16 protein-coding genes are annotated in these 18,787 nt (G+C 56.4%); 7 read left to right on the top strand and 9 right to left on the bottom strand.

Annotated features, from left to right (window positions below; genetic code table 11):
* Position 1: 1 nt before the first annotated feature.
* From FHC51_RS15895 to mdtJ, 3 genes are all read right to left on the bottom strand, one after another.
* The gene (locus FHC51_RS15895) at positions 2-2,164 is read right to left on the bottom strand and encodes an EAL domain-containing protein (protein WP_220436004.1); all 2,163 of its coding nucleotides are present in this window, start codon (positions 2,162-2,164) and stop codon (positions 2-4) included.
* 86 nt (positions 2,165-2,250) lie between these two features.
* Entirely contained in the window at positions 2,251-2,580 is a 330-nt protein-coding gene (mdtI, locus tag FHC51_RS15890; protein WP_103824519.1) for a multidrug/spermidine efflux SMR transporter subunit MdtI, read from the bottom strand.
* Entirely contained in the window at positions 2,567-2,929 is a 363-nt protein-coding gene (mdtJ, locus tag FHC51_RS15885) for a multidrug/spermidine efflux SMR transporter subunit MdtJ (RefSeq protein WP_220436003.1), read from the bottom strand. The genes mdtI and mdtJ overlap by 14 nt, the downstream gene beginning before the upstream one ends.
* A 419-nt stretch (positions 2,930-3,348) precedes the next feature.
* Here mdtJ and FHC51_RS15880 point away from each other — a divergent pair, with 419 nt between their 5' ends.
* Positions 3,349-4,386, top strand: coding sequence for an AI-2E family transporter (locus tag FHC51_RS15880; protein ID WP_220436002.1), 1,038 nt, complete (start codon positions 3,349-3,351; stop codon positions 4,384-4,386).
* Positions 4,387-4,389: 3 nt separating this feature from the next.
* Here the strand turns inward: FHC51_RS15880 and FHC51_RS15875 are convergent, their stop codons facing one another.
* The 3 genes from FHC51_RS15875 to FHC51_RS15865 all read right to left on the bottom strand — a co-directional run bounded on the left by FHC51_RS15875 (position 4,390) and on the right by FHC51_RS15865 (position 7,167).
* Positions 4,390-5,334 (bottom strand): zinc-dependent alcohol dehydrogenase family protein, encoded by a 945-nt coding sequence (locus FHC51_RS15875; protein ID WP_220436001.1) that lies wholly within the window; start codon positions 5,332-5,334, stop codon positions 4,390-4,392.
* A gap of 3 nt (positions 5,335-5,337) precedes the next feature.
* On the bottom strand, positions 5,338-5,901 hold the full coding sequence (smrA, locus tag FHC51_RS15870) for a DNA endonuclease SmrA (protein ID WP_114315142.1): 564 nt from the start codon (positions 5,899-5,901) through the stop codon (positions 5,338-5,340).
* Between the two features lie 357 nt (positions 5,902-6,258).
* Complete coding sequence (locus tag FHC51_RS15865; RefSeq protein ID WP_114315143.1) at positions 6,259-7,167, bottom strand: LysR family transcriptional regulator; 909 nt, start codon at positions 7,165-7,167, stop codon at positions 6,259-6,261.
* Between the two features lie 174 nt (positions 7,168-7,341).
* Here FHC51_RS15865 and FHC51_RS15860 point away from each other — a divergent pair, with 174 nt between their 5' ends.
* From FHC51_RS15860 to uspE, 6 genes are all read left to right on the top strand, one after another.
* Positions 7,342-8,652: a M20 family metallo-hydrolase gene (locus FHC51_RS15860; RefSeq protein WP_220436000.1), complete on the top strand. Its 1,311-nt coding sequence runs from the start codon at positions 7,342-7,344 to the stop codon at positions 8,650-8,652.
* Positions 8,652-10,097 carry a M20 family metallopeptidase gene (locus FHC51_RS15855; RefSeq protein WP_220435999.1) on the top strand — a complete coding sequence of 482 codons (1,446 nt, stop codon included), beginning with the start codon at positions 8,652-8,654 and terminating at the stop codon, positions 10,095-10,097. The genes FHC51_RS15860 and FHC51_RS15855 overlap by 1 nt, the downstream gene beginning before the upstream one ends.
* A gap of 36 nt (positions 10,098-10,133) precedes the next feature.
* Positions 10,134-11,660 carry a p-aminobenzoyl-glutamate transporter gene (gene abgT / locus FHC51_RS15850; RefSeq protein ID WP_220435998.1) on the top strand — a complete coding sequence of 509 codons (1,527 nt, stop codon included), beginning with the start codon at positions 10,134-10,136 and terminating at the stop codon, positions 11,658-11,660.
* Between the two features lie 12 nt (positions 11,661-11,672).
* Positions 11,673-12,188 (top strand): methylated-DNA--[protein]-cysteine S-methyltransferase, encoded by a 516-nt coding sequence (gene ogt / locus FHC51_RS15845; protein WP_103824528.1) that lies wholly within the window; start codon positions 11,673-11,675, stop codon positions 12,186-12,188.
* Positions 12,189-12,371: 183 nt separating this feature from the next.
* A complete protein-coding gene (gene fnr, locus FHC51_RS15840) occupies positions 12,372-13,124 on the top strand; it encodes a fumarate/nitrate reduction transcriptional regulator Fnr (protein ID WP_032617879.1) in 753 nt (250 codons plus the stop codon).
* A 137-nt stretch (positions 13,125-13,261) separates the two neighbouring features.
* The gene (gene uspE, locus FHC51_RS15835) at positions 13,262-14,212 is read left to right on the top strand and encodes a universal stress protein UspE (protein ID WP_103179416.1); all 951 of its coding nucleotides are present in this window, start codon (positions 13,262-13,264) and stop codon (positions 14,210-14,212) included.
* A 35-nt stretch (positions 14,213-14,247) separates the two neighbouring features.
* Here uspE and FHC51_RS15830 read toward each other — a convergent pair whose 3' ends face one another.
* The 3 genes from FHC51_RS15830 to pntA all read right to left on the bottom strand — a co-directional run bounded on the left by FHC51_RS15830 (position 14,248) and on the right by pntA (position 18,406).
* Complete coding sequence (locus FHC51_RS15830) at positions 14,248-15,363, bottom strand: mechanosensitive ion channel family protein (RefSeq protein WP_103824529.1); 1,116 nt, start codon at positions 15,361-15,363, stop codon at positions 14,248-14,250.
* Between the two features lie 114 nt (positions 15,364-15,477).
* Positions 15,478-16,866, bottom strand: a complete 1,389-nt coding sequence (gene pntB, locus FHC51_RS15825) for a Re/Si-specific NAD(P)(+) transhydrogenase subunit beta (protein ID WP_114315149.1) — start codon at positions 16,864-16,866, stop codon at positions 15,478-15,480.
* A gap of 10 nt (positions 16,867-16,876) precedes the next feature.
* Positions 16,877-18,406 (bottom strand): Re/Si-specific NAD(P)(+) transhydrogenase subunit alpha, encoded by a 1,530-nt coding sequence (gene pntA, locus FHC51_RS15820; RefSeq protein WP_220435997.1) that lies wholly within the window; start codon positions 18,404-18,406, stop codon positions 16,877-16,879.
* Between the last annotated feature and the right edge of the window lie 381 nt (positions 18,407-18,787).

The raw sequence follows: 18,787 nt of genomic DNA, 5'->3' as shown, positions 1-18,787 counted from the left end.
CTTAACACTGGCGCTGCTGGCGTAGCGCCATAATCGCCTCTATCGGCATCGGCTGACTGTACCAGTAGCCCTGAAGCTGATCGCAGCCCGCCAGACGCAGCAGCTTCATCTGTTTTTCGTTTTCCACCCCTTCTGCGACCACCGTCATCCCTAGCGCGGTGGCAATGCGCACCGTACCGCTCACCAGCGCCGAGGCCTGTTCGTCATGATCCACCAGCCCGGCCAGCGATTTATCAATCTTGATGGTATTGAAGTTAAAGCGGCGCAGATAGCCGATACTGGAGTAGCCGGTACCGAAATCGTCCAGTGCCACCGCGATACCCTGCGCCTTAAGATTATTGATGGCTGAGCGTGCCCGCTCGGGATTTTCCAGCACGTAGGTTTCGGTTACTTCCAGCTGCAGGCGCGTAGGGGGAAAGCGGCTGAGGGCCAGCGCACCTTCCACTTTGGCTTCAAATTCGGGATCACGAAACTGCGCCGGGGAGATGTTGACCGACAGCTTCAAATCCGTGTACGGCTCCAGGTCCTGACAGGCCCGGCTGAGGACAAACTGCCCCAGGCCGTAGATCAGACCGCTGGTTTCGGCGACAGTAATAAACTCATCCGGCGCCAGCGGCCCCTGGGGACGCCGCGGCCAGCGCACCAGCGCTTCCACGCCGACCATTTTCTGGCTGCGGGCATCGATGATCGGCTGGTACCAGACGTCAAACTCATTATGTTCCAGACCATGACGGATCTGCCCCTCAATCGCCAGCCGACGCTCGCGCACGTTGTTCAGCTCGGCATCATAGTGCGTCACCCGCCCCTTGCCGGTAATTTTTGAGTGGTACATAGCAATATCGGCGCGACGGAACAGTTCGGTGCTGGTGCACTCCACCAGCGTGCCGCTGGCGATGCCGATACTGGCACCAATGTGGATGGAACGCTCACCGACAATGATGGGCGAGTGGAGATAATCAAGCACAAAGCCGGCAAACGCCGAGGCGAGCGCTTCGGCGTTGTCGCCCCCGATAGTCATGGCAAACTCATCGCCGCCCATCCGGGCCAGCATGCCATCTTTAGGCACATTGTCGCGCAGCGCGCCCGCGATGATGACGATCAGCGCATCACCCACCTCATGGCCATAGATATCATTGACGTCCTTAAAGCCGTCGAGATCGATAAACACCACGCTTTTACGGTCGGTATCGCCGCGCTGGCTCACCCGCTCCAGCTCTTCAATCAGCGCCCGGCGGTTGGGTAGATGACTCAGCCAGTCGGTGCGCGCCACCGATCGCGCCAGCGTCTCCCCTCGCGCCAGTTTATACAGCCCCACGCAGCTGAAGAGGATAAACAGCAAAATCAGCGCCGCGGTGAGCAAGACGATCTGCGTGATATCGAGGGAGGCCGCTTTCGCCGCTGCGGCCCCCGGCAGGCGCGGCTGCCACGAGAGATAGCCCAGCACTTCGCCGGACGAGCTTTTTAGCGGCACGCTGACGTCGCTCACCCGCTCCGGCGTAAAGGTCAGGTTGTCGATCTGAAACGTATTCCCGAGATCGCGCAGGATTTGCGGGTTAATGTGGCGGGTGATCACCAGAAAACGACGCGTATTATCCCCCACCCGCAGGCTGCCAATCGTCGGACGGATCAGCCCGACGCCAACAAAAGCAATCCCCGCCCGGGTACGGGTAATCCCGGCGTAGATATTTTTATCTGAGCGCAGGGCGTTGGTATGCATCAGGATCAGCGATTTTAAACCGTCGCCAAAGAAGTCGAGGTTTTTTTCAGCGAAAGGATGGCCCTGGAACGATCCCCACAGCACCCGAAACCGTTCGTCGAGTACAAAGGTGCCGTCATAGAGATTATTCACCTTATAGCCCGCGCCCCAGGTGTTGTAGAGCCAGTCGATGTCGAGCGCCGGGCGATAGGCCTCCCGCACGGCATCGTCCCAGACCGCATTATCAATCACCAGCGACCAGACCCGGTTCACCGATGTCTGAATCGCGCCCTCAACCGAGAGCGCGGTGCGCTGCTCGTCGATTTCGTTGGCTTTACTGCTGATAAGGTTGAGGGAGAGGTAGAGCAAGGCGACCACAGAGAAAATTAAGCCGACCCCTGCCATGAAGATCATGGCAAACAAGGTCCTGGCAGAAGGAATTTTATGCCAGCTTAAAGGGTTACGCATTCAGTCACCGTCCTTTTTTATGCCCTCCGTCTAAGCGTAATACAGGAGATAAATTTCGCTGCCCGTAATGACAGGCAGCGACGTTATCAGGCCAGTTTTATCATGATCATTCCGGCGAGGAGCAGCACCAGGCCAATCCACCCTTTTTGATTCAACCGCTGTCCGAAGAGGATCCAGCCTGCGGCAAGCGTCGCCGCAATACCAAACCCGCCCCACAGGGCATACGCAACCGACAGATCAATCCCCTTCACCGCCTGTGACAGCGCGCTGAAGGCGCCCAGTACCGCGGCAATCGACAGCAGGCCGTAGGTTTTGCGGCGAAAACCGTCTGAGAATTTGAGCAGAACGTTGGCAATAATTTCGAGCACGATAGCCAGGGCTAACCAGGCGGCATGGATCCACTCAAACTGCTGCATGGGTCACCTCCGCACGCGGTTTTGCCGGTTTCCGGGTGCCGGATTTAATTAATATGATGCCCGCCACCAGTGTCGTCAGACCGGCCATTTTCATCAGGGAAAGCGACTCATCAAACAGCATCACGCTGAAGAGCGTAATTAATAAAATACCAATACCTTCCCATAACGCATAGGCCACGCCCAGGGCGATTTTTTTAACCGCAAAACTGAGGAAAATAAAGGACAGCGCAATCATCGACAGCATTAAAATATAGCCGCTGTGACTGCCGGTGACGCTGGCCCATTTCATGGAGAGGGTGCCGGTTATTTCAGCAACAATAGCAAGACCTAAGAGGATCCAGTAAAACATCTTTTTCTCCTGCTTGAGAATATAATCCTTCGCGGCTCGCCAGTAACGGCAGCCGGATAAAAAAACGTAACAGATTAGCCGGACGCAATGCGCCAGCTCAGGCAGAGAGAGGGTCTACAGCGCGTTGCGCCAGTGTTGCTCGCCAGATATCAGGCAAAAAGAGGAGAACAGAGCGGTATTGATGTTTGATAAAACGGTGCTGAACAGATTGTCCATAAAATTACAATTATCTGCGGTGTTGCTTCTCGTCAGTGCAGATGAAAATTGTCTCCGGTAGTTAAACACAGCTGATTTCTACCATAAGCCAGGATTTTACTCAAAGTTTTTTCATTTCTTTACCCTCATCGTTTGCGTTTGGTTAATTTATTAAACGTGCTGCACCGTTAGAATAAATCTAAAGGACATTATCAGGAGCCAGCATGGCGAAACCCATTATTACCCTCAACGGATTAAAAATAGTCATCATGCTTGGCATGCTGGTGATTGTACTGACCGGGATCCGTTTCGCGGCGGATATTATCGTGCCCTTTATCCTGGCGCTGTTTATCGCCGTGGTGCTTCAGCCTGTTGTGCGAAGACTGGTGCGGCTTCGTCTGCCACGCGTGCTGGCTATCACCCTGCCGATCCTGCTTATCGTGGTGCTGATGGCTTTGCTGGTGGCTTATCTTGGCACCTCGCTGAATGAACTGGCCCGCACCCTGCCGCACTATCGCACCTCGCTGGCCGTTCCGCTGCTGCATCTTGAGCCCTGGCTACAGCGGGCCGGAATTGAAGTGTCGATGGAAGAGCTGCTGAAATATATCGACCCCAATGCTGCCATGACGCTGGTAACCGCCCTGCTGGCCCAGCTCTCCAGCGCCATGACCTCCATTTTTCTTTTGCTGCTGACCGTGGTCTTTATGCTGCTGGAGGTGCCGCAGCTGCCGGCGAAACTCCAGCCGCTGATGACCCGCCCGGTGGAAGACATGGCTGCCATCCAGCGCGCCCTTGATAGCGTGTCGCACTATCTGGTGCTGAAGACCGCCATCAGTCTGGTGACCGGGCTGGTAGTGTGGGGAATGCTGACGCTGCTGGAGGTACGGTTTGCCTTCGTCTGGGCGCTGCTGGCCTTTGCGCTGAACTATATCCCCAACATCGGTTCGGTGCTGGCCGCTATTCCCCCTATTGCCCAGGTGCTGGTCTTCAGCGGTTTTTACGCTGCGCTGGTGCTGCTGGCAGGCTATCTGCTGGTGAACCTGATCTTCGGCAATATCCTCGAGCCCCGCGTAATGGGCCGCGGGCTGGGTCTCTCCACCCTGGTGGTCTTTTTGTCGCTGATCTTCTGGGGCTGGCTGTTGGGTCCGGTTGGCATGCTGCTGTCGGTGCCCTTGACCATTATTGCGAAGATTGCGCTGGAGCAGACGCAGGGCGGCAAAAGCATTGCCCTGCTGCTCAGCGATATGAGCCGGGAAACGTGACGGTTAGCCAAACTCCAGCACCGGCTTGCGGGTTCGTCCCGCCTGGCGGTAATGGGCAAGCGCCGACTGCCAGTCGGTAAAAGGCAGTAGCGTCGTGTCACTGTAATGGCTGGCGACAAGCCATGACCAGATATCGCGAAATGTGGCCTGCCACGCCTCAGGTGCGAGCGCATCCAGATAGTTGCGGATATGAAACCAGTGCACCGACGGAAAATGACGTTGTAATGCAAAGGGCTGACCGGAGAGCAAACCGTAGCAGATAAAGGCGGCGCTTTTGTCCATCGCCCCCAGGATCGCCAGCGCCAGCTCGCCGCCGGTGGCGTCATAGACGATATCGCTGGCCGCAGCGAGGGCACGCACGCTGTCCAGCTCGTGCTGGGCAACCGGGATAATCCCCATCGCCCGCAGCCGATCTGTGTGTACCGCCGAGCGGTGAACGCCGTAGACCTCGGTTGCGCCCTGCCGCAGCGCCCACTGCCCCAGCAAAATGGCGCAGTCCGAACCGGCGGCCGTCAACAGCACCCGTTTCCCCTGTGGGGGATAGAGGCTGAGCATCAGCCAGGCCGCCAGCGGATTGATGAACGCCCGCGCCGCCAGCGAGTCAGGAATGGTATCCGGAACCGGGATCGCAAGCGTCGCCGGGCAATCCACATACTGCTGCCAGGTGCCTTCCCCGCGCAGGGGCAAAACCCGCTTGCCGATAAGCGCCGCCGCGCTGTCCGGCGCGGCAATCACTCGCCCTACGCCTTCGTATCCGGCGACGGCAGGCAGGGTAATGCGATGGCGGTAAGCGCCCGTAATGGGGATCAGATCCGACGCGTTGACCGGCGCCATCAGCATCTGCACCCGAAGATATCCCGGCTGCAGCGGCGCTTTTATCGCCGTTTCCCGCCGCAGAACAGTCTCAGGCTCACCAAACTGGCGATAGCATAAAGCGGTGTTTTCCATACGCTAACGGCTGCGTTTGGCGTGACGCTCAAAGTTTTCCTGCTTCGCTTCACCTGATTTACGCAGCGCGACGTAACAGGCGCCGCTGCCGCCGTGGTGCGGCTGGGCGACGCAAAAGGCCTGCACCGCTTCAAACTCCGTTAACCAGCGCGCCAGATAACTGCGCACGATGTTGGCGTGAGAGTTGTCGTCGCGCCCTTTACCATGAATGATAATCAGGTTGCGCAGACCGTCACGCTCCGCCTGACGGATAAAGGTGTAAAGCTGCTGGCGGCACTGCTCAACGGGCTGGCGCAGCAAGGTCAAGCTCGCCTGACGCGGATATTTACCCGAGCGCAGCTTGTCGATAACCCCCTGTTGTACCCCTTCACGATGGAAAGCCAGCTGCTCGGCCAGAGGGATCACATCCAGAAAGCCGGTGGTCAGAAAGTTATCAAGCTGGGTAGTATCCACAGGCTGGCGGGTGCGCGTGGTCCGCGCTGGCTGCCAGTGGACCTCAGCACAGCGCTTGAGGGGCTGGACATCCTCCATCGCATCGAGAAAAAGCGATTTATCTTCTGGGTTCATGGCATCCTCCTGCTTAGCTGACAGGCTACTATACCTGCCCCCTTATCCTGGCTCAATGCGGCGTTGCCCTGTCTGCACGGCCAAAGGACAACCGATAAGAAAATAATAATAAATACAGTTATTTTAATTGGTAATTAAACCTGCCTGAAGTTTATTTTTATTAATGGTAAAGTTTATGACTTAGGTAAAACTTTTAAAAACCAGGCGCTTTCTTATCTGTATTATTGTCAGGAAATGATATATACAAAGGTATCTGCACTATGGAAACAATAAGCAGAGTCGCATGTGGAGCAATGCTGTGTGTACTGTGGGGTCTGTTGGATGTCGACAGGCTCCATTTTTTTAACCTTAATGTGGTTAAGAAATAACCTGCCGGGCGTGACGTCTGAATTGTGTGATTAAAGATGCAGTCAACGGCGTTTGTCGTGAATCCCTTCTTTGAATGAGGTAATAGGTGGCTTTTGGTAGGGGTTCTTTAACCGGGATCATGACCAGACGCTGCGCCAGCAGCGGGTCGCAGCCTAACTCCTGCGGCAAAATGCTAAGAAAATCACTGTGCGCCACCAGGCTGATACTTGACGAAAAGGTTTCACATACCACGCCTATATGCGGGATCTGTTCGCGGTGAGAAAACATCTCTTCCAGCTGCTTATAATAACTGCCGCGGGGTGTTGGCATTGTCCAGCTGTATTTCAGTAACTCATTAATTGATTTAGCGCCAGTCGCCGGATGACCTTCGCGACAAAATATCGCAAACGGTTTCTCAAACAATTTTTCAAACGTAAATTCATGATCATAAGGCCCCTGATAATAGGTATTTATGGTGAAATCGAGTTCGCCCTGACGTAATTCATTAATCATCGAAACTAATTGTCCCTCCATAATTCGCACTTTGACCTGGGGGTGCTGCTGATGGAAGCGGGTGATAACTGCGGGCATTAGCAAACGAGCAATACTGGCGCCCATGCCAATATTAATCTGCCCCGCCTGCTGGCCCTGTCGCTGACGAATATCATCCTGGGCGCTGCGCAACTCTTCGAGGATCAAACTGGCATGCTGATAAAAACTCTCTCCGCACTCGGTGAGGGTCACCCCTTTACTGCGGCGGATGAACAACTGCGCCGCGATGCCCTCCTCCAGCTCTTTAATCGATTTGGTCAACGCCGGTTGCGACAGGTTCAGTACCCGGCTGGCTCCCCGGATGCTTCCCTGTTTTGCCACTTCCACGAACGCCCGCAACTGGTGAAATTTAACCTGAAATGTCATGTCGGCACCGATAACCGTTGTTTATCAGAGAAAAGAAACTGTCATCTACTGTAATGGAATTGATTGTGCCAGGGTAAGCCACGAACGGTTAAATCTGTGAAAAAACGGTTAGTGATAAGTAAAAACTATCACAGTGTGAAGCAGTTCACATATTCTTATGATACAGGAAACGATATGCATACACTGGCGCAGGACCTGAAGGCCCTCTTCCCCCAACTCATCGCGTGGCGACGCGATTTTCACCATTTTGCTGAATCCGGATGGGTGGAGTTCCGCACCGCGGCAAAGGTCGCAGAGAGACTGGATCAGCTGGGCTATGACCTGGCGATGGGCCGGGATGTGGTCGATGCCGACACCCGGATGGGCCTGCCTGACGATGCCACTTTGGCAGAAGCCTTTGCCCGCGCCCGTCAGCAAGGCGCGCCTGAAGAATGGCTTGGCGCCTTCGAAGGCGGTTTTACCGGTATTGTCGCCACGCTGCAAACGGGCCGCCCCGGGCCGACGCTGGCGTTTCGCGTGGACATGGACGCGCTGGATCTCGATGAAGCCCGCGACAACGACCATCTACCTTTCCGGGAAGGTTTTGCCTCCTGTAACGGCGGCATGATGCACGCCTGCGCCCACGATGGTCACACCACCATTGGCCTTGGACTGGCGCATCTGCTGATGCAATACCGCGAGCAGCTCAACGGCACCATCAAATTGATTTTCCAGCCTGCCGAAGAGGGTACCCGCGGCGCACGGGCGATGGTGGCAGCCGGCGCGCTCGACGGCGTGGACTATTTCACCGCCATCCACATTGGTACTGGCGTGCCTGCAGGCACCGTCATCTGCGGCAGCGATAACTTCATGGCCACCACCAAATTCGACGTGCGCTTTACCGGCGTAGCGGCGCATGCGGGCGGCAAGCCTGAAGAGGGACGCAACGCCCTGCTGGCCGCTGCCCAGGCGGCGATTGGCCTGCACAGCATCGCCCCGCACAGCGAAGGTGCGTCGCGGGTTAACGTCGGCGTGATGCAGGCGGGCAGCGGCCGTAACGTCGTGCCCGCCAGCGCCCTGCTGAAAGTGGAGACCCGCGGCGAGAGCGAAGCGATTAACAACTACGTCTTTGCGCGCGCCAAAGCGGTGATTGACGGTGCGGCGGCGATGCATGGCGTCAGCAGCGAGTTGCAGCTGATGGGTGCGGCCACCTCCAGCACGCCGTCCCCGGCGTGGGTGAACTACTTACGCGAGCAGGCGCAACAGGTCGCGGGCGTTGAGCAGGCCATCGACAAGGTGAAAGCCCCTGCCGGCTCGGAAGATGCCACCCTGATGATGGCCCGGGTCCAGCAAAACGGCGGGCTTGCCTCCTATATGGTATTTGGCACCACCCTCAGCGCCGGACACCACAACGAAAAATTCGACTTCGATGAGACGGTGATGTTGATTGCCATCGAAACCCTGGCGCGTACCGCGCTGAACTTCCCGTGGACGCGAGGTGTGTAATGGAGCGCATTTACCGTTTTGTTGAGGACGCCATCGACACCCGCGCGCAGCAGTTTACCGCCATTGCCGATGCGATCTGGGATCACCCGGAAACCCGTTTTGAAGAGTTCTGGTCCGCCGAACGGCTGGCCAGCGCCCTGGAAGAGGCTGGCTTTAGCCTGACCCGTGAAGCTGGTGGCATACCGAACGCCTTTATTGCCAGCTACGGCAAGGGGAAACCGGTGATTGCCATTCTCGGTGAGTATGACGCCCTGGCAGGATTAAGCCAGCAGGCGCACTGCGCCACCCCGCAAAGCGACACCCCGGGGGCCAACGGCCACGGCTGCGGACATAACCTGCTCGGCACCGCCGGGCTGGCGGCCGCGGCGGCGGTAAAAAGCTGGCTGGAGCAGCATGACGGCAGCGGTACCGTGCGCTTTTACGGCTGCCCCGGCGAGGAAGGCGGATCGGGAAAAACCTTTATGGTGCGCGAGGGGTTGTTCGACGATGTGGATGCCGCCGTTACCTGGCACCCCGAAGCGTTCGCAGGCATGTTTAACGTCAGCACCCTGGCCAACATCCAGGTGGCATGGCGTTTTCACGGCACCGCGGCCCATGCGGCCAACTCTCCGCATCTGGGACGCAGCGCGCTGGATGCCGTCACCCTGATGACCACCGGCACCAACTTCCTTAATGAACACATTATTGAGAAAGCCCGCGTTCACTACGCCATCACCGATACCGGCGGTATCTCCCCGAACGTGGTGCAGGCCCAGGCGGAAGTGCTCTATCTGATCCGAGCCCCGGAGATGGCCGACGCGCAGCAGATCTATGAGCGTATCGAAAAGATTGCCCAGGGCGCAGCGCTGATGACCGAAACCACCGTGGAGCGACGCTTTGAAAAGGCCTGCTCCAGCTACCTGCCGAACCGCACGCTGGAGGCGGCCATGTACCGCGCCGTTCAGCATTACGCTACGCCAGAGTGGAGCGACGAGGAGCGCGCCTTCGCGGCGGAGATCCGCGCCACGCTGAGCGACAACGATCTGCAGAACAGCCTGAAAAATATCGCCGCGACCGGGGGTGAAGAGGGTAAGCAGTTTGCCCGTCGTCATCAGCAGACCCTGCTGGTGGATGAAGTTGCTCCCTATGCCATCACCGATAACGTGCTGGCGGGCTCTACCGACGTGGGGGATGTGAGCTGGAAAATGCCGGTTGCCCAGTGCTTCAGCCCCTGCTTTACCGTCGGTACGCCGCTGCATACCTGGCAGCTGGTTGCCCAGGGCCGCACCTCCATCGCCCACAAAGGGATGCTGCTGGCGGGTAAAGTGATGGGCGCAACCGCCCTGACGCTTCTTCAGGATCCGGCGCTGCTGGCCGCCTGCCGCGAGGAGTTTACTCAACAGATAAATGAAAAACCGTACGTTTGCCCGATCCCTGAAAACGTGACACCGTCACCTTTAAAATAATAAAACACAACAACACAACACTCCCGAGGAACGCCCATGAGTATGTCATCCATACCTTCGCATTCCCCATCCGGCAAGCTCTATGGTTGGGTTGAAAGGATCGGCAATAAAGTGCCCCATCCTTTCCTGCTATTTGTCTATTTGATAGTGATTTTGATGGTCGCAACCGCCGTTTTGTCAGCTTTTAACGTCAGCGCCCGTAATCCGGCTGACGGCAGCATGGTGGCGGTAAAGAACCTGCTCAGCGTTGAAGGTCTGCACTGGTTTTTACCGAACGTGGTCAAAAACTTCAGCGGCTTCGCACCGTTGGGGGCCATCCTGGCGCTGGTGCTGGGGGCGGGTCTGGCTGAACGTTCCGGCCTGCTGCCTGCGCTGATGGTCAAGATGGCCTCCCACGTCAGCGCGCGTTACGCCAGCTATATGGTGCTGTTTATCGCTTTCTTCAGCCATATCTCATCGGATGCCGCGCTGGTGATCATGCCCCCGATGGGAGCGCTGATCTTCCTTGCGGTGGGAAGGCATCCGGTGGCGGGTCTGCTGGCGGCCATCGCCGGGGTCGGCTGTGGCTTTACCGCCAATCTGCTGATTGTCACCACCGACGTGCTGCTCTCGGGCATTAGCACCGAAGCGGCAAAATCCATCGATGCTGCGATGCACGTCAGCGTGATCGACAACTGGTACTTTATGGCTAGCTCGGTGATTGTGCTGACGATTGTCGGAGGGCTGATCACCGATAAGATCGTGGAGCCGCGCCTGGGCAAATGGCAGGGCAGCAGCGAAGAAAAACTGGAAGCGTTAACGCCAGAGCAGCGCCGGGGGCTGCGGGTGGCCGGGGTGGTGTCGCTGCTCTTTATCGCCGCCATTGCGCTGATGGTGGTGCCGGAGAGCGGCATCCTGCGCGATCCGGTGAAACATACCGTTCTGCCCTCACCGTTTATTAAAGGCATTGTGCCGCTGATCATCCTCTTCTTCTTTGTCGTCTCACTCGCCTACGGCATCGCCACGGGCAAGGTGCGTCGTCAGGGCGATCTGCCGCAGCTGATGATTGAGCCGATGAAGGAGATGGCCGGGTTTATTGTGATGGTGTTCCCGCTGGCGCAGTTTGTCGCCATGTTTAACTGGAGCAACATGGGCAAATTTATGGCGGTGGGGCTGACCGATATTCTGGAGAGTGCCGGGCTGAGCGGCGTGCCGGCGTTTGTGGGCCTGGCGCTGCTGTCGTCCCTGCTGTGCATGTTTATCGCCAGCGGTTCGGCCATCTGGTCGATTCTGGCCCCTATTTTCGTGCCGATGTTCATGCTGCTGGGGTTCCACCCCGCCTTTGCGCAGATACTGTTTCGCGTGGCGGATTCATCGGTGATCCCGCTGGCGCCGGTGTCCCCCTTTGTACCGCTGTTTTTAGGCTTCCTGCAGCGCTATAAGCCCGAGGCGAAACTGGGTACCTACTATTCGCTGGTCCTGCCGTATCCGCTTATCTTTTTAGGGGTATGGTTGCTGATGCTGGTGGCGTGGTATCTTGTCGGCCTGCCTATCGGGCCAGGGGTCTACCCGCGACTGAACTAAGGAATGTGCCAGATGCTGAGATTACTCGAAGACAAAATTGCAACGCCCCTCGGGCCGCTATGGGTCATTGCCGATGAGCAATTCAACCTGCGCGCCGTTGAGTGGGAGGAGCACAGCAACCGGATGGTGGAGCTGCTGAATATCCACTACCGGGCGCAGGGCTACGAGCGCATCAGCGCCAGCAATCCGGGCGGGCTGAGCGAAAAGCTCACCGCCTGGTTCGAGGGCGATCTCAGCATTATCGACACCCTGCCAACCGCCACCGCGGGCACCCCTTTTCAGCGTGAGGTGTGGCAGGCATTGCGTTCCATCCCCTGCGGCCAGGTGATGCATTATGGGCAGCTGGCCGCACAGCTTGGTCGCCCGGGCGCGGCGCGTGCCGTCGGGGCGGCAAACGGCTCCAATCCGGTTAGTATTGTGGTGCCCTGCCATCGCGTTATCGGACGTAACGGCACCCTCACCGGCTATGCTGGCGGGGTGCAGCGCAAAGAGTGGTTACTGCGTCATGAAGGCTATTTACTGCTGTAGTTCCAGGCTTTTAGTGCTTAATATTCCTTAAGTTAGCCGAAATATCCGCAACCAAGTTGTGGAATTTCAAGAAGATGCTAACACATTCACGCTTCTTGTCCTTATTGATGGTTTCCACAGGCTTACGCAGGGTCAAAAAAGATGTTAAAATTGACCAATATCAATTAAGGCTTGAGCATACCTATGATCCCGGAAAAGCGAATTATTCGACGCATTCAGTCTGGCGGTTGTGCTATCCATTGTCAGGACTGCAGCATCAGCCAGCTCTGTATCCCGTTTACCCTGAATGAGCACGAGCTTGATCAGCTTGATAATATTATCGAGCGTAAAAAGCCGATTCAGAAAGGGCAGACGCTGTTTAAAGCGGGAGACGAACTGAAGTCGCTGTACGCTATCCGCTCTGGCACCATTAAGAGTTATACCATCACCGAACAGGGCGACGAGCAGATCACCGGATTCCACCTGGCGGGCGACCTGGTCGGCTTTGACGCTATCGGCACCGGTAACCATCCGAGCTTCGCCCAGGCGCTGGAAACCTCAATGGTTTGCGAAATCCCGTTTGAAACGCTGGACGATCTGTCAGGCAAAATGCCTAACCTGCGTCAGCAGATGATGCGTCTGATGAGCGGTGAGATCAAAGGCGATCAGGATATGATTCTGCTGCTTTCCAAAAAGAATGCAGAAGAACGCCTGGCCGCGTTTATCTACAACCTCTCCCGTCGTTTCGCCGAGCGCGGTTTCTCTCCTCGTGAGTTCCGTCTGACCATGACCCGTGGCGATATCGGTAACTACCTGGGCCTGACCGTTGAGACCATCAGCCGTCTGCTGGGTCGTTTCCAGAAAAGCGGCATGCTGGCGGTAAAAGGTAAATACATCACCATTGAGAATGGTGAAGCGCTGGCGGTGCTGGCGGGCCACTCGCGTAACGTCGCATAAATTCATCTGACTGCTGTATGCCAGATCGGTAATTTTACTGATTTATTGATCTGGCAAAACTTCCCCTCTGTTTCATTTTATATATATAGGTTACTCTTTTACTTACAGACTGTGGTGACAGTAGTAAGGAGACCTGTATGGCAAAGTATCAAAACATGCTGGTGGCCATCGATCCTAATCAGGACGATCAACCGGCGTTACGACGAGCTGTCTATTTACATCAACGGATTGGTGGCAGAATCAAAGCGTTTCTGCCGATATATGACTTTTCTTACGAAATGACCACCCTTCTGTCGCCTGACGAACGCACCGCCATGCGTCAGGGCGTGATCAGCCAGCGTACGGCCTGGATCCGCGAACAGGCAAAATTCTATCTTGATGCCGGTGTACCCATTGAGATTAAGGTGGTGTGGCATAACCGTCCGTTTGAAGCCATCATCCAGGAAGTGGTGAGCGGCGAACACGATCTGCTCCTGAAAATGGCCCACCAGCACGACAAGCTGGAAGCGGTGATTTTCACGCCGACTGACTGGCACCTGCTGCGCAAATGTCCGTGCCCGGTGTGGATGGTCAAAGACCAGCCGTGGCCGGAAGGCGGCAAAGCGGTGGTGGCGGTCAATCTTGCCAGCGAAGAGAACTACCACAACGCCCTCAACGAGAAGCTGATCAAAGAGACGCTCTATCTCGCCGAGAAGGTCAACCATACCGAAGTCCACCTTGTGGGCGCCTACCCGGTTACGCCCATCAATATCGCCATTGAACTCCCGGAATTTGACCCGACCGTTTATAACGACGCCATCCGCGGCCAGCATCTGCTGGCGATGAAATCGCTGCGGCAAAAATTTGGTATCGATGAAAAACTGACTCATGTCGAAAAAGGGCTGCCTGAAGAGGTGATCCCCGACCTGTCCGAGCATCTGCAGGCTGGTATCGTGGTGTTAGGTACTATTGGCCGCACCGGTATTTCAGCCGCCTTCCTCGGCAACACCGCCGAACAGGTGATCGACCATCTGCGCTGTGATCTGCTGGTCATCAAGCCCGATCAGTACCAGACCCCGGTTGAGCTCGACGACGACGAAGACGACTAAACGTAAAAAAGCCCGCCAATTGGCGGGCTTTTTTTCTAGCTCTCGGTGGCGGGCTGTGTCGAAGGCTGTGCGCTGTCGCCCTCTTTCATCCACGGCGCATGCAGCACCATGCTCGGTAGGGCCAGTTTTACCCCCTCCTCATTCAGGCTCTCCAGGATACGGATGTTAATCTCCTGCTGGATATCCATGTATTTGTTGTAATCCGCGGTGTTGACGATATGCACCACCTCAAAGGTGAGACGGTCTTTGTCAAAACCGAGCAGATGGGCACGGTCGAAACGCGTTTCGCCGATATCGGTGATGATTTTTTTCACGTTATCGCCAATTATGCGCAGCTTTTCAGGCGGCGTGTCGCTGGCAACGCCGAAGGTAAAGACGATACGGCGCGTCTGCATACGCTTATAGTTGTGCAGCGTTTGCTGAAGCAGGATCGCATTACCGCAGACAATCTGCTCCCCGCTCAGGCTGCGAATACGCGTCGTTTTAAGACCGATATGCTCCACCGTCCCGGCCACGTCGTTAAACACCACGAAATCGCCAATTTCAAAAGGTTTATCGAACCCTATTGAGAGTGAAGCGAAGACGTCGCTCAGGATAGTTTGTACCGCCAGCGCAATGGCGATACCCCCCACCCCCAGGCTGGCAACCAGCGCCGTGATATTAACGCCCGCGTTGGCAAGAATAGAGAGCAGCATCACTGACCAGACAACCGCCCGCAGGATCAGGCCGGTGATCACCAGCGTCACGGGGTTTTTATGGCTTCCCGGCGCCAGCATCACGTGCCGTAGCCAGGAGACCACTCCCTGATCCATCCACAGCGCCACCTGAATCGCCAGCACCAGGAACCAGGCGTGGCTGAGGGTGCCGGAGAGGCGGTCGGGAAGTTCCACGAAGCGCAGGCTGATAAGAAAAGCGACCACAAAGAGCATGACCCGGCTGGTTCTGTTCAGCATCTCGGTGAGGATCAGCTGCATCCGGCGTGTGGTGGGATGCTTATCGCCCCAGTTGGTGATCCCCTTGTGTACAAAGGTGATGATGCGCTTTAACAGCCAGTAAACCAGAAGCGTCACCACCACCACGGTACCAAAGCCAATCCAGAACGTGGGGGTCATCATGAGCGCCAAAAAATCGAAGTGGGACAAAAACCGCATTATCTCTCCTCCCTTTACACAAAGTTAAAAGTATAGACAGATGGAATACATTGGCGGCAGAAATAAGAAAACCGCCCTGGTGGGCGGTTTGTTCAATGTGGATATAATAGAGGCTTAGAGCGCTTTTAAGATCGCATCCACGCTGGCCTTGGCATCGCCAAACAGCATGTGGGTGTTCTCTTTAAAGAACAGCGGGTTCTGAACGCCTGCGTAACCGGTGTTCATGGAGCGTTTGAAGACGATAACGTTCTGCGCCTTCCACACTTCCAGAACCGGCATACCGGCGATCGGGCTCTTCGGATCGTCCTGCGCCGCCGGGTTGACGGTGTCGTTGGCGCCGATAACCAGCACGGTATCGGTGTCGGAGAAGTCGTCGTTGATCTCATCCATCTCCAGCACGATATCGTAAGGCACTTTCGCCTCAGCCAGCAGCACGTTCATGTGGCCTGGCAGACGGCCGGCAACCGGGTGAATACCGAAGCGCACCTTAATGCCGCGAGCACGCAGACGTTCGGTGATTTCCGCAACCGGATACTGCGCCTGCGCTACCGCCATGCCGTAGCCTGGGGTGATGATGACCGTGTGCGAGTTTTTCAGCATGTCAGCAGTCTCTTCCGCGCTGATTTCACGATGCTCACCCACCTCTTCGTCACCGCCGGAAGTTTGTCCGTCGGTACCAAAGCCCCCGGCGATCACGCTGATAAACGAGCGGTTCATCGCTTTACACATGATGTAGGAGAGGATCGCACCGCTTGAACCCACCAGCGCACCGGTGACGATCAGCAGGTCGTTGCTCAGCATAAAGCCCGCCGCCGCTGCCGCCCAACCGGAGTAGGAGTTCAGCATGGAAACCACCACCGGCATATCGGCACCCCCGATAGAGGCCACCAGGTGCCAGCCGAATGCCAGCGCGATGATGGTCATCACCAGCAGCGCCAGTACCTGCAAGCCCACGCTGTCGGTGCGCACGAAGACTACCATCAGCAGAAACGACACTACCAGCGCGGCGAGGTTCAGCTTATGACGGTTTGGCAGCATCAGCGGTTTAGAGGAGATTTTGCCGCGCAGCTTACCGAACGCCACGATAGAACCGGTAAAGGTCACCGCCCCGATGAAGATGCCAAGGAACACTTCGGTCAGGTGGATATTGACCAGAATCGGATCCATCCCCGGCTCGTGATAGAGGTAGCTGTTAAAGCCAACCAGTACCGCCGCCAGACCGACGAAACTGTGCAGGATCGCCACCAGCTCCGGCATCTCGGTCATTTCCACGCGTTTGGCAAGACGAATACCAATCGCACCGCCGATGATCATCGCCACCAGGATCCACGCGACGTTGCCGGTGTCCGGTCCAAAAATCGTGGCAATCAGCGCAATCGCCATCCCGGCGATACCAAAGTTGTTACCCTGCTGCGACGTTTCATGTTTTGAAAGCCCCGCGAGGCTGAAAATAAACAGGACCGCGGCAACAATGTATGCAGCGGTAACTAATCCTCCAGACATAGGTTACCCCTTATCCCTTACGAAACATTTTCAGCATGCGCTGAGTCACGGTGAAACCACCGAAAATATTGATACTGGCGATCAGTACCGCGATAAAGCTCAGGAAACTGACCCAGCCGCCGTGACCAATCTGCAATAATGCTCCGACCACGATGATCCCGGAGATAGCGTTGGTAACCGACATCAGCGGCGTATGCAGCGCATGGGAAACGTTCCACACCACGTAGTAACCCACCACGCAGGAGAGCGCAAAGACGGTGAAGTGGCCGAGGAACTCTTTCGGTGCCACGTCTGCCAGCCAGCCAAAGAGGATAATGGCCAGCGCCATCAAGGCGTACTTACGCCACGGCGAAGCGGGTTTTTCAGGCTCTTTTGGTGCAGGAGCGGCTTTGGCGGCGGTCTGCGGCTGCGCGGAAACCTGAATCGGCGGTGCTGGCCAGGTGATTTCACCCTCACGGACCACGGTGACGCCACGCACGACAACGTCCTCGAAATCAACGGTGATCGTGCCGTCTTTCTCTTTGCAGAGCAGCTTCAGCAGGTTCACCAGGTTGGTGCCGTAGAGCTGGGAGGACTGGGTTGGCAGGCGGCCCGGCAGATCGGTATAGCCGATCACCTTCACGCCGTTAGCGGTAGTCGTGATCTCGCCCGGGACGGTGTATTCGCAGTTGCCACCGTTTTGCGACGCCAGATCGACGATCACGCTGCCGGCCTTCATGGAGTCGACCATTTCGCGGGTGATCAGCTTCGGTGCCGGTTTGCCCGGAATGAGCGCGGTGGTGACGATAATGTCCACCTCTTTCGCCTGGGCGGCGAACAGCGCCATCTCGGCTTTAATAAAGGCTTCGGACATCACTTTGGCGTAGCCGTCGCCGCTGCCCGCCTCTTCTTTGAAGTCCAGCTCCAGGAACTCGGCGCCCATACTCTGCACCTGTTCTTTTACTTCCGGACGGGTATCAAAAGCACGGACGATCGCGCCGAGACTGTTCGCCGCGCCAATGGCGGCCAGACCGGCAACGCCTGCGCCAATCACCATGACCTTCGCGGGTGGGACTTTACCCGCAGCAGTGATCTGCCCGGTAAAGAAGCGACCAAATTCGTGCGCGGCTTCGACGATGGCGCGATAACCGGCGATATTCGCCATTGAGCTCAGGGCATCCAGCGACTGCGCACGCGAGATACGCGGCACGGAGTCCATCGCCATCGCGGTAACGCCGCGCGCCGCCAGTTTCTCCATCAGCTCCGGGTTTTGTGCCGGCCAGACGAAGCTCACCAGCGTGGTGCCCGGATTGAGCAGCGCGATTTCATCCTCTTCTGGTGCATTGACCTTCAGAATGACATCCGAATGCCAGACGTTAGCGCCGTCTACAATCTCTGCGCCCGCCTGAACAAACGCCTCGTCATCGAAACTTGCCAGCTTGCCTGCGCCGCTTTCAACCGCGACGGTAAAACCCAGTTTTAGGAGCTGTTCCACCGTTTTTGGTGTCGCTGCTACACGGGTTTCATTGGCAAACCGTTCTCTTGGTACCCCAATACGCATAGTAATCCCTTCCATCGGTTTTTGATGATGGTTTGTCGAATATTCATCACGGATATATAACGACAGCAACAGGCGTTAACCTGCCGCTCACGACTATCCGCAGAAAATAAAACAGTAACAAACTTTCTATAACCTACTGAAAATACCGCCTGTGATCCACAGCAAGAAAACACTTTTTATGCCTTTAACTGTCAAAAATAAGTGATCTGCATCTCTGACAGGCATATCTACCTTTATTTCGTCGCCAGGGCCGATGTTTAGCTCAGTCGAAGCGGTAAAAACACGATATAGCGCCAGCTAGAAACAACTTATTAACATTAAATCAACTTGTGAAAGTTATATGCTTTATTAGTTTTAGTGGTCAAACGGGTATTTTTTCAA

The sequence above is a fragment of the Leclercia sp. EC_58 genome, assembly GCF_019584355.1.
Taxonomy (GTDB): domain Bacteria; phylum Pseudomonadota; class Gammaproteobacteria; order Enterobacterales; family Enterobacteriaceae; genus Enterobacter.
The sequence above is the reverse complement of the archived record's forward strand: the minus strand, read 5'-3'. Positions and strand labels throughout refer to the sequence as shown.

Excerpts from the sequence above, each read along its gene's own strand:
- FHC51_RS15895 (WP_220436004.1), bottom strand. The coding sequence starts at position 2,164 with ATGCGTAACCCTTTAAGCTGGCATAAAATTCCTTCTGCCAGGACCTTG.
- mdtI (WP_103824519.1), bottom strand. The coding sequence starts at position 2,580 with ATGCAGCAGTTTGAGTGGATCCATGCCGCCTGGTTAGCCCTGGCTATC.
- mdtJ (WP_220436003.1), bottom strand. The coding sequence starts at position 2,929 with ATGTTTTACTGGATCCTCTTAGGTCTTGCTATTGTTGCTGAAATAACC.
- FHC51_RS15880 (WP_220436002.1), top strand. The coding sequence starts at position 3,349 with ATGGCGAAACCCATTATTACCCTCAACGGATTAAAAATAGTCATCATG.
- FHC51_RS15875 (WP_220436001.1), bottom strand. The coding sequence starts at position 5,334 with ATGGAAAACACCGCTTTATGCTATCGCCAGTTTGGTGAGCCTGAGACT.
- smrA (WP_114315142.1), bottom strand. The coding sequence starts at position 5,901 with ATGAACCCAGAAGATAAATCGCTTTTTCTCGATGCGATGGAGGATGTC.
- FHC51_RS15865 (WP_114315143.1), bottom strand. The coding sequence starts at position 7,167 with ATGACATTTCAGGTTAAATTTCACCAGTTGCGGGCGTTCGTGGAAGTG.
- FHC51_RS15860 (WP_220436000.1), top strand. The coding sequence starts at position 7,342 with ATGCATACACTGGCGCAGGACCTGAAGGCCCTCTTCCCCCAACTCATC.
- FHC51_RS15855 (WP_220435999.1), top strand. The coding sequence starts at position 8,652 with ATGGAGCGCATTTACCGTTTTGTTGAGGACGCCATCGACACCCGCGCG.
- abgT (WP_220435998.1), top strand. The coding sequence starts at position 10,134 with ATGAGTATGTCATCCATACCTTCGCATTCCCCATCCGGCAAGCTCTAT.
- ogt (WP_103824528.1), top strand. The coding sequence starts at position 11,673 with ATGCTGAGATTACTCGAAGACAAAATTGCAACGCCCCTCGGGCCGCTA.
- fnr (WP_032617879.1), top strand. The coding sequence starts at position 12,372 with ATGATCCCGGAAAAGCGAATTATTCGACGCATTCAGTCTGGCGGTTGT.
- uspE (WP_103179416.1), top strand. The coding sequence starts at position 13,262 with ATGGCAAAGTATCAAAACATGCTGGTGGCCATCGATCCTAATCAGGAC.
- FHC51_RS15830 (WP_103824529.1), bottom strand. The coding sequence starts at position 15,363 with ATGCGGTTTTTGTCCCACTTCGATTTTTTGGCGCTCATGATGACCCCC.
- pntB (WP_114315149.1), bottom strand. The coding sequence starts at position 16,866 with ATGTCTGGAGGATTAGTTACCGCTGCATACATTGTTGCCGCGGTCCTG.
- pntA (WP_220435997.1), bottom strand. The coding sequence starts at position 18,406 with ATGCGTATTGGGGTACCAAGAGAACGGTTTGCCAATGAAACCCGTGTA.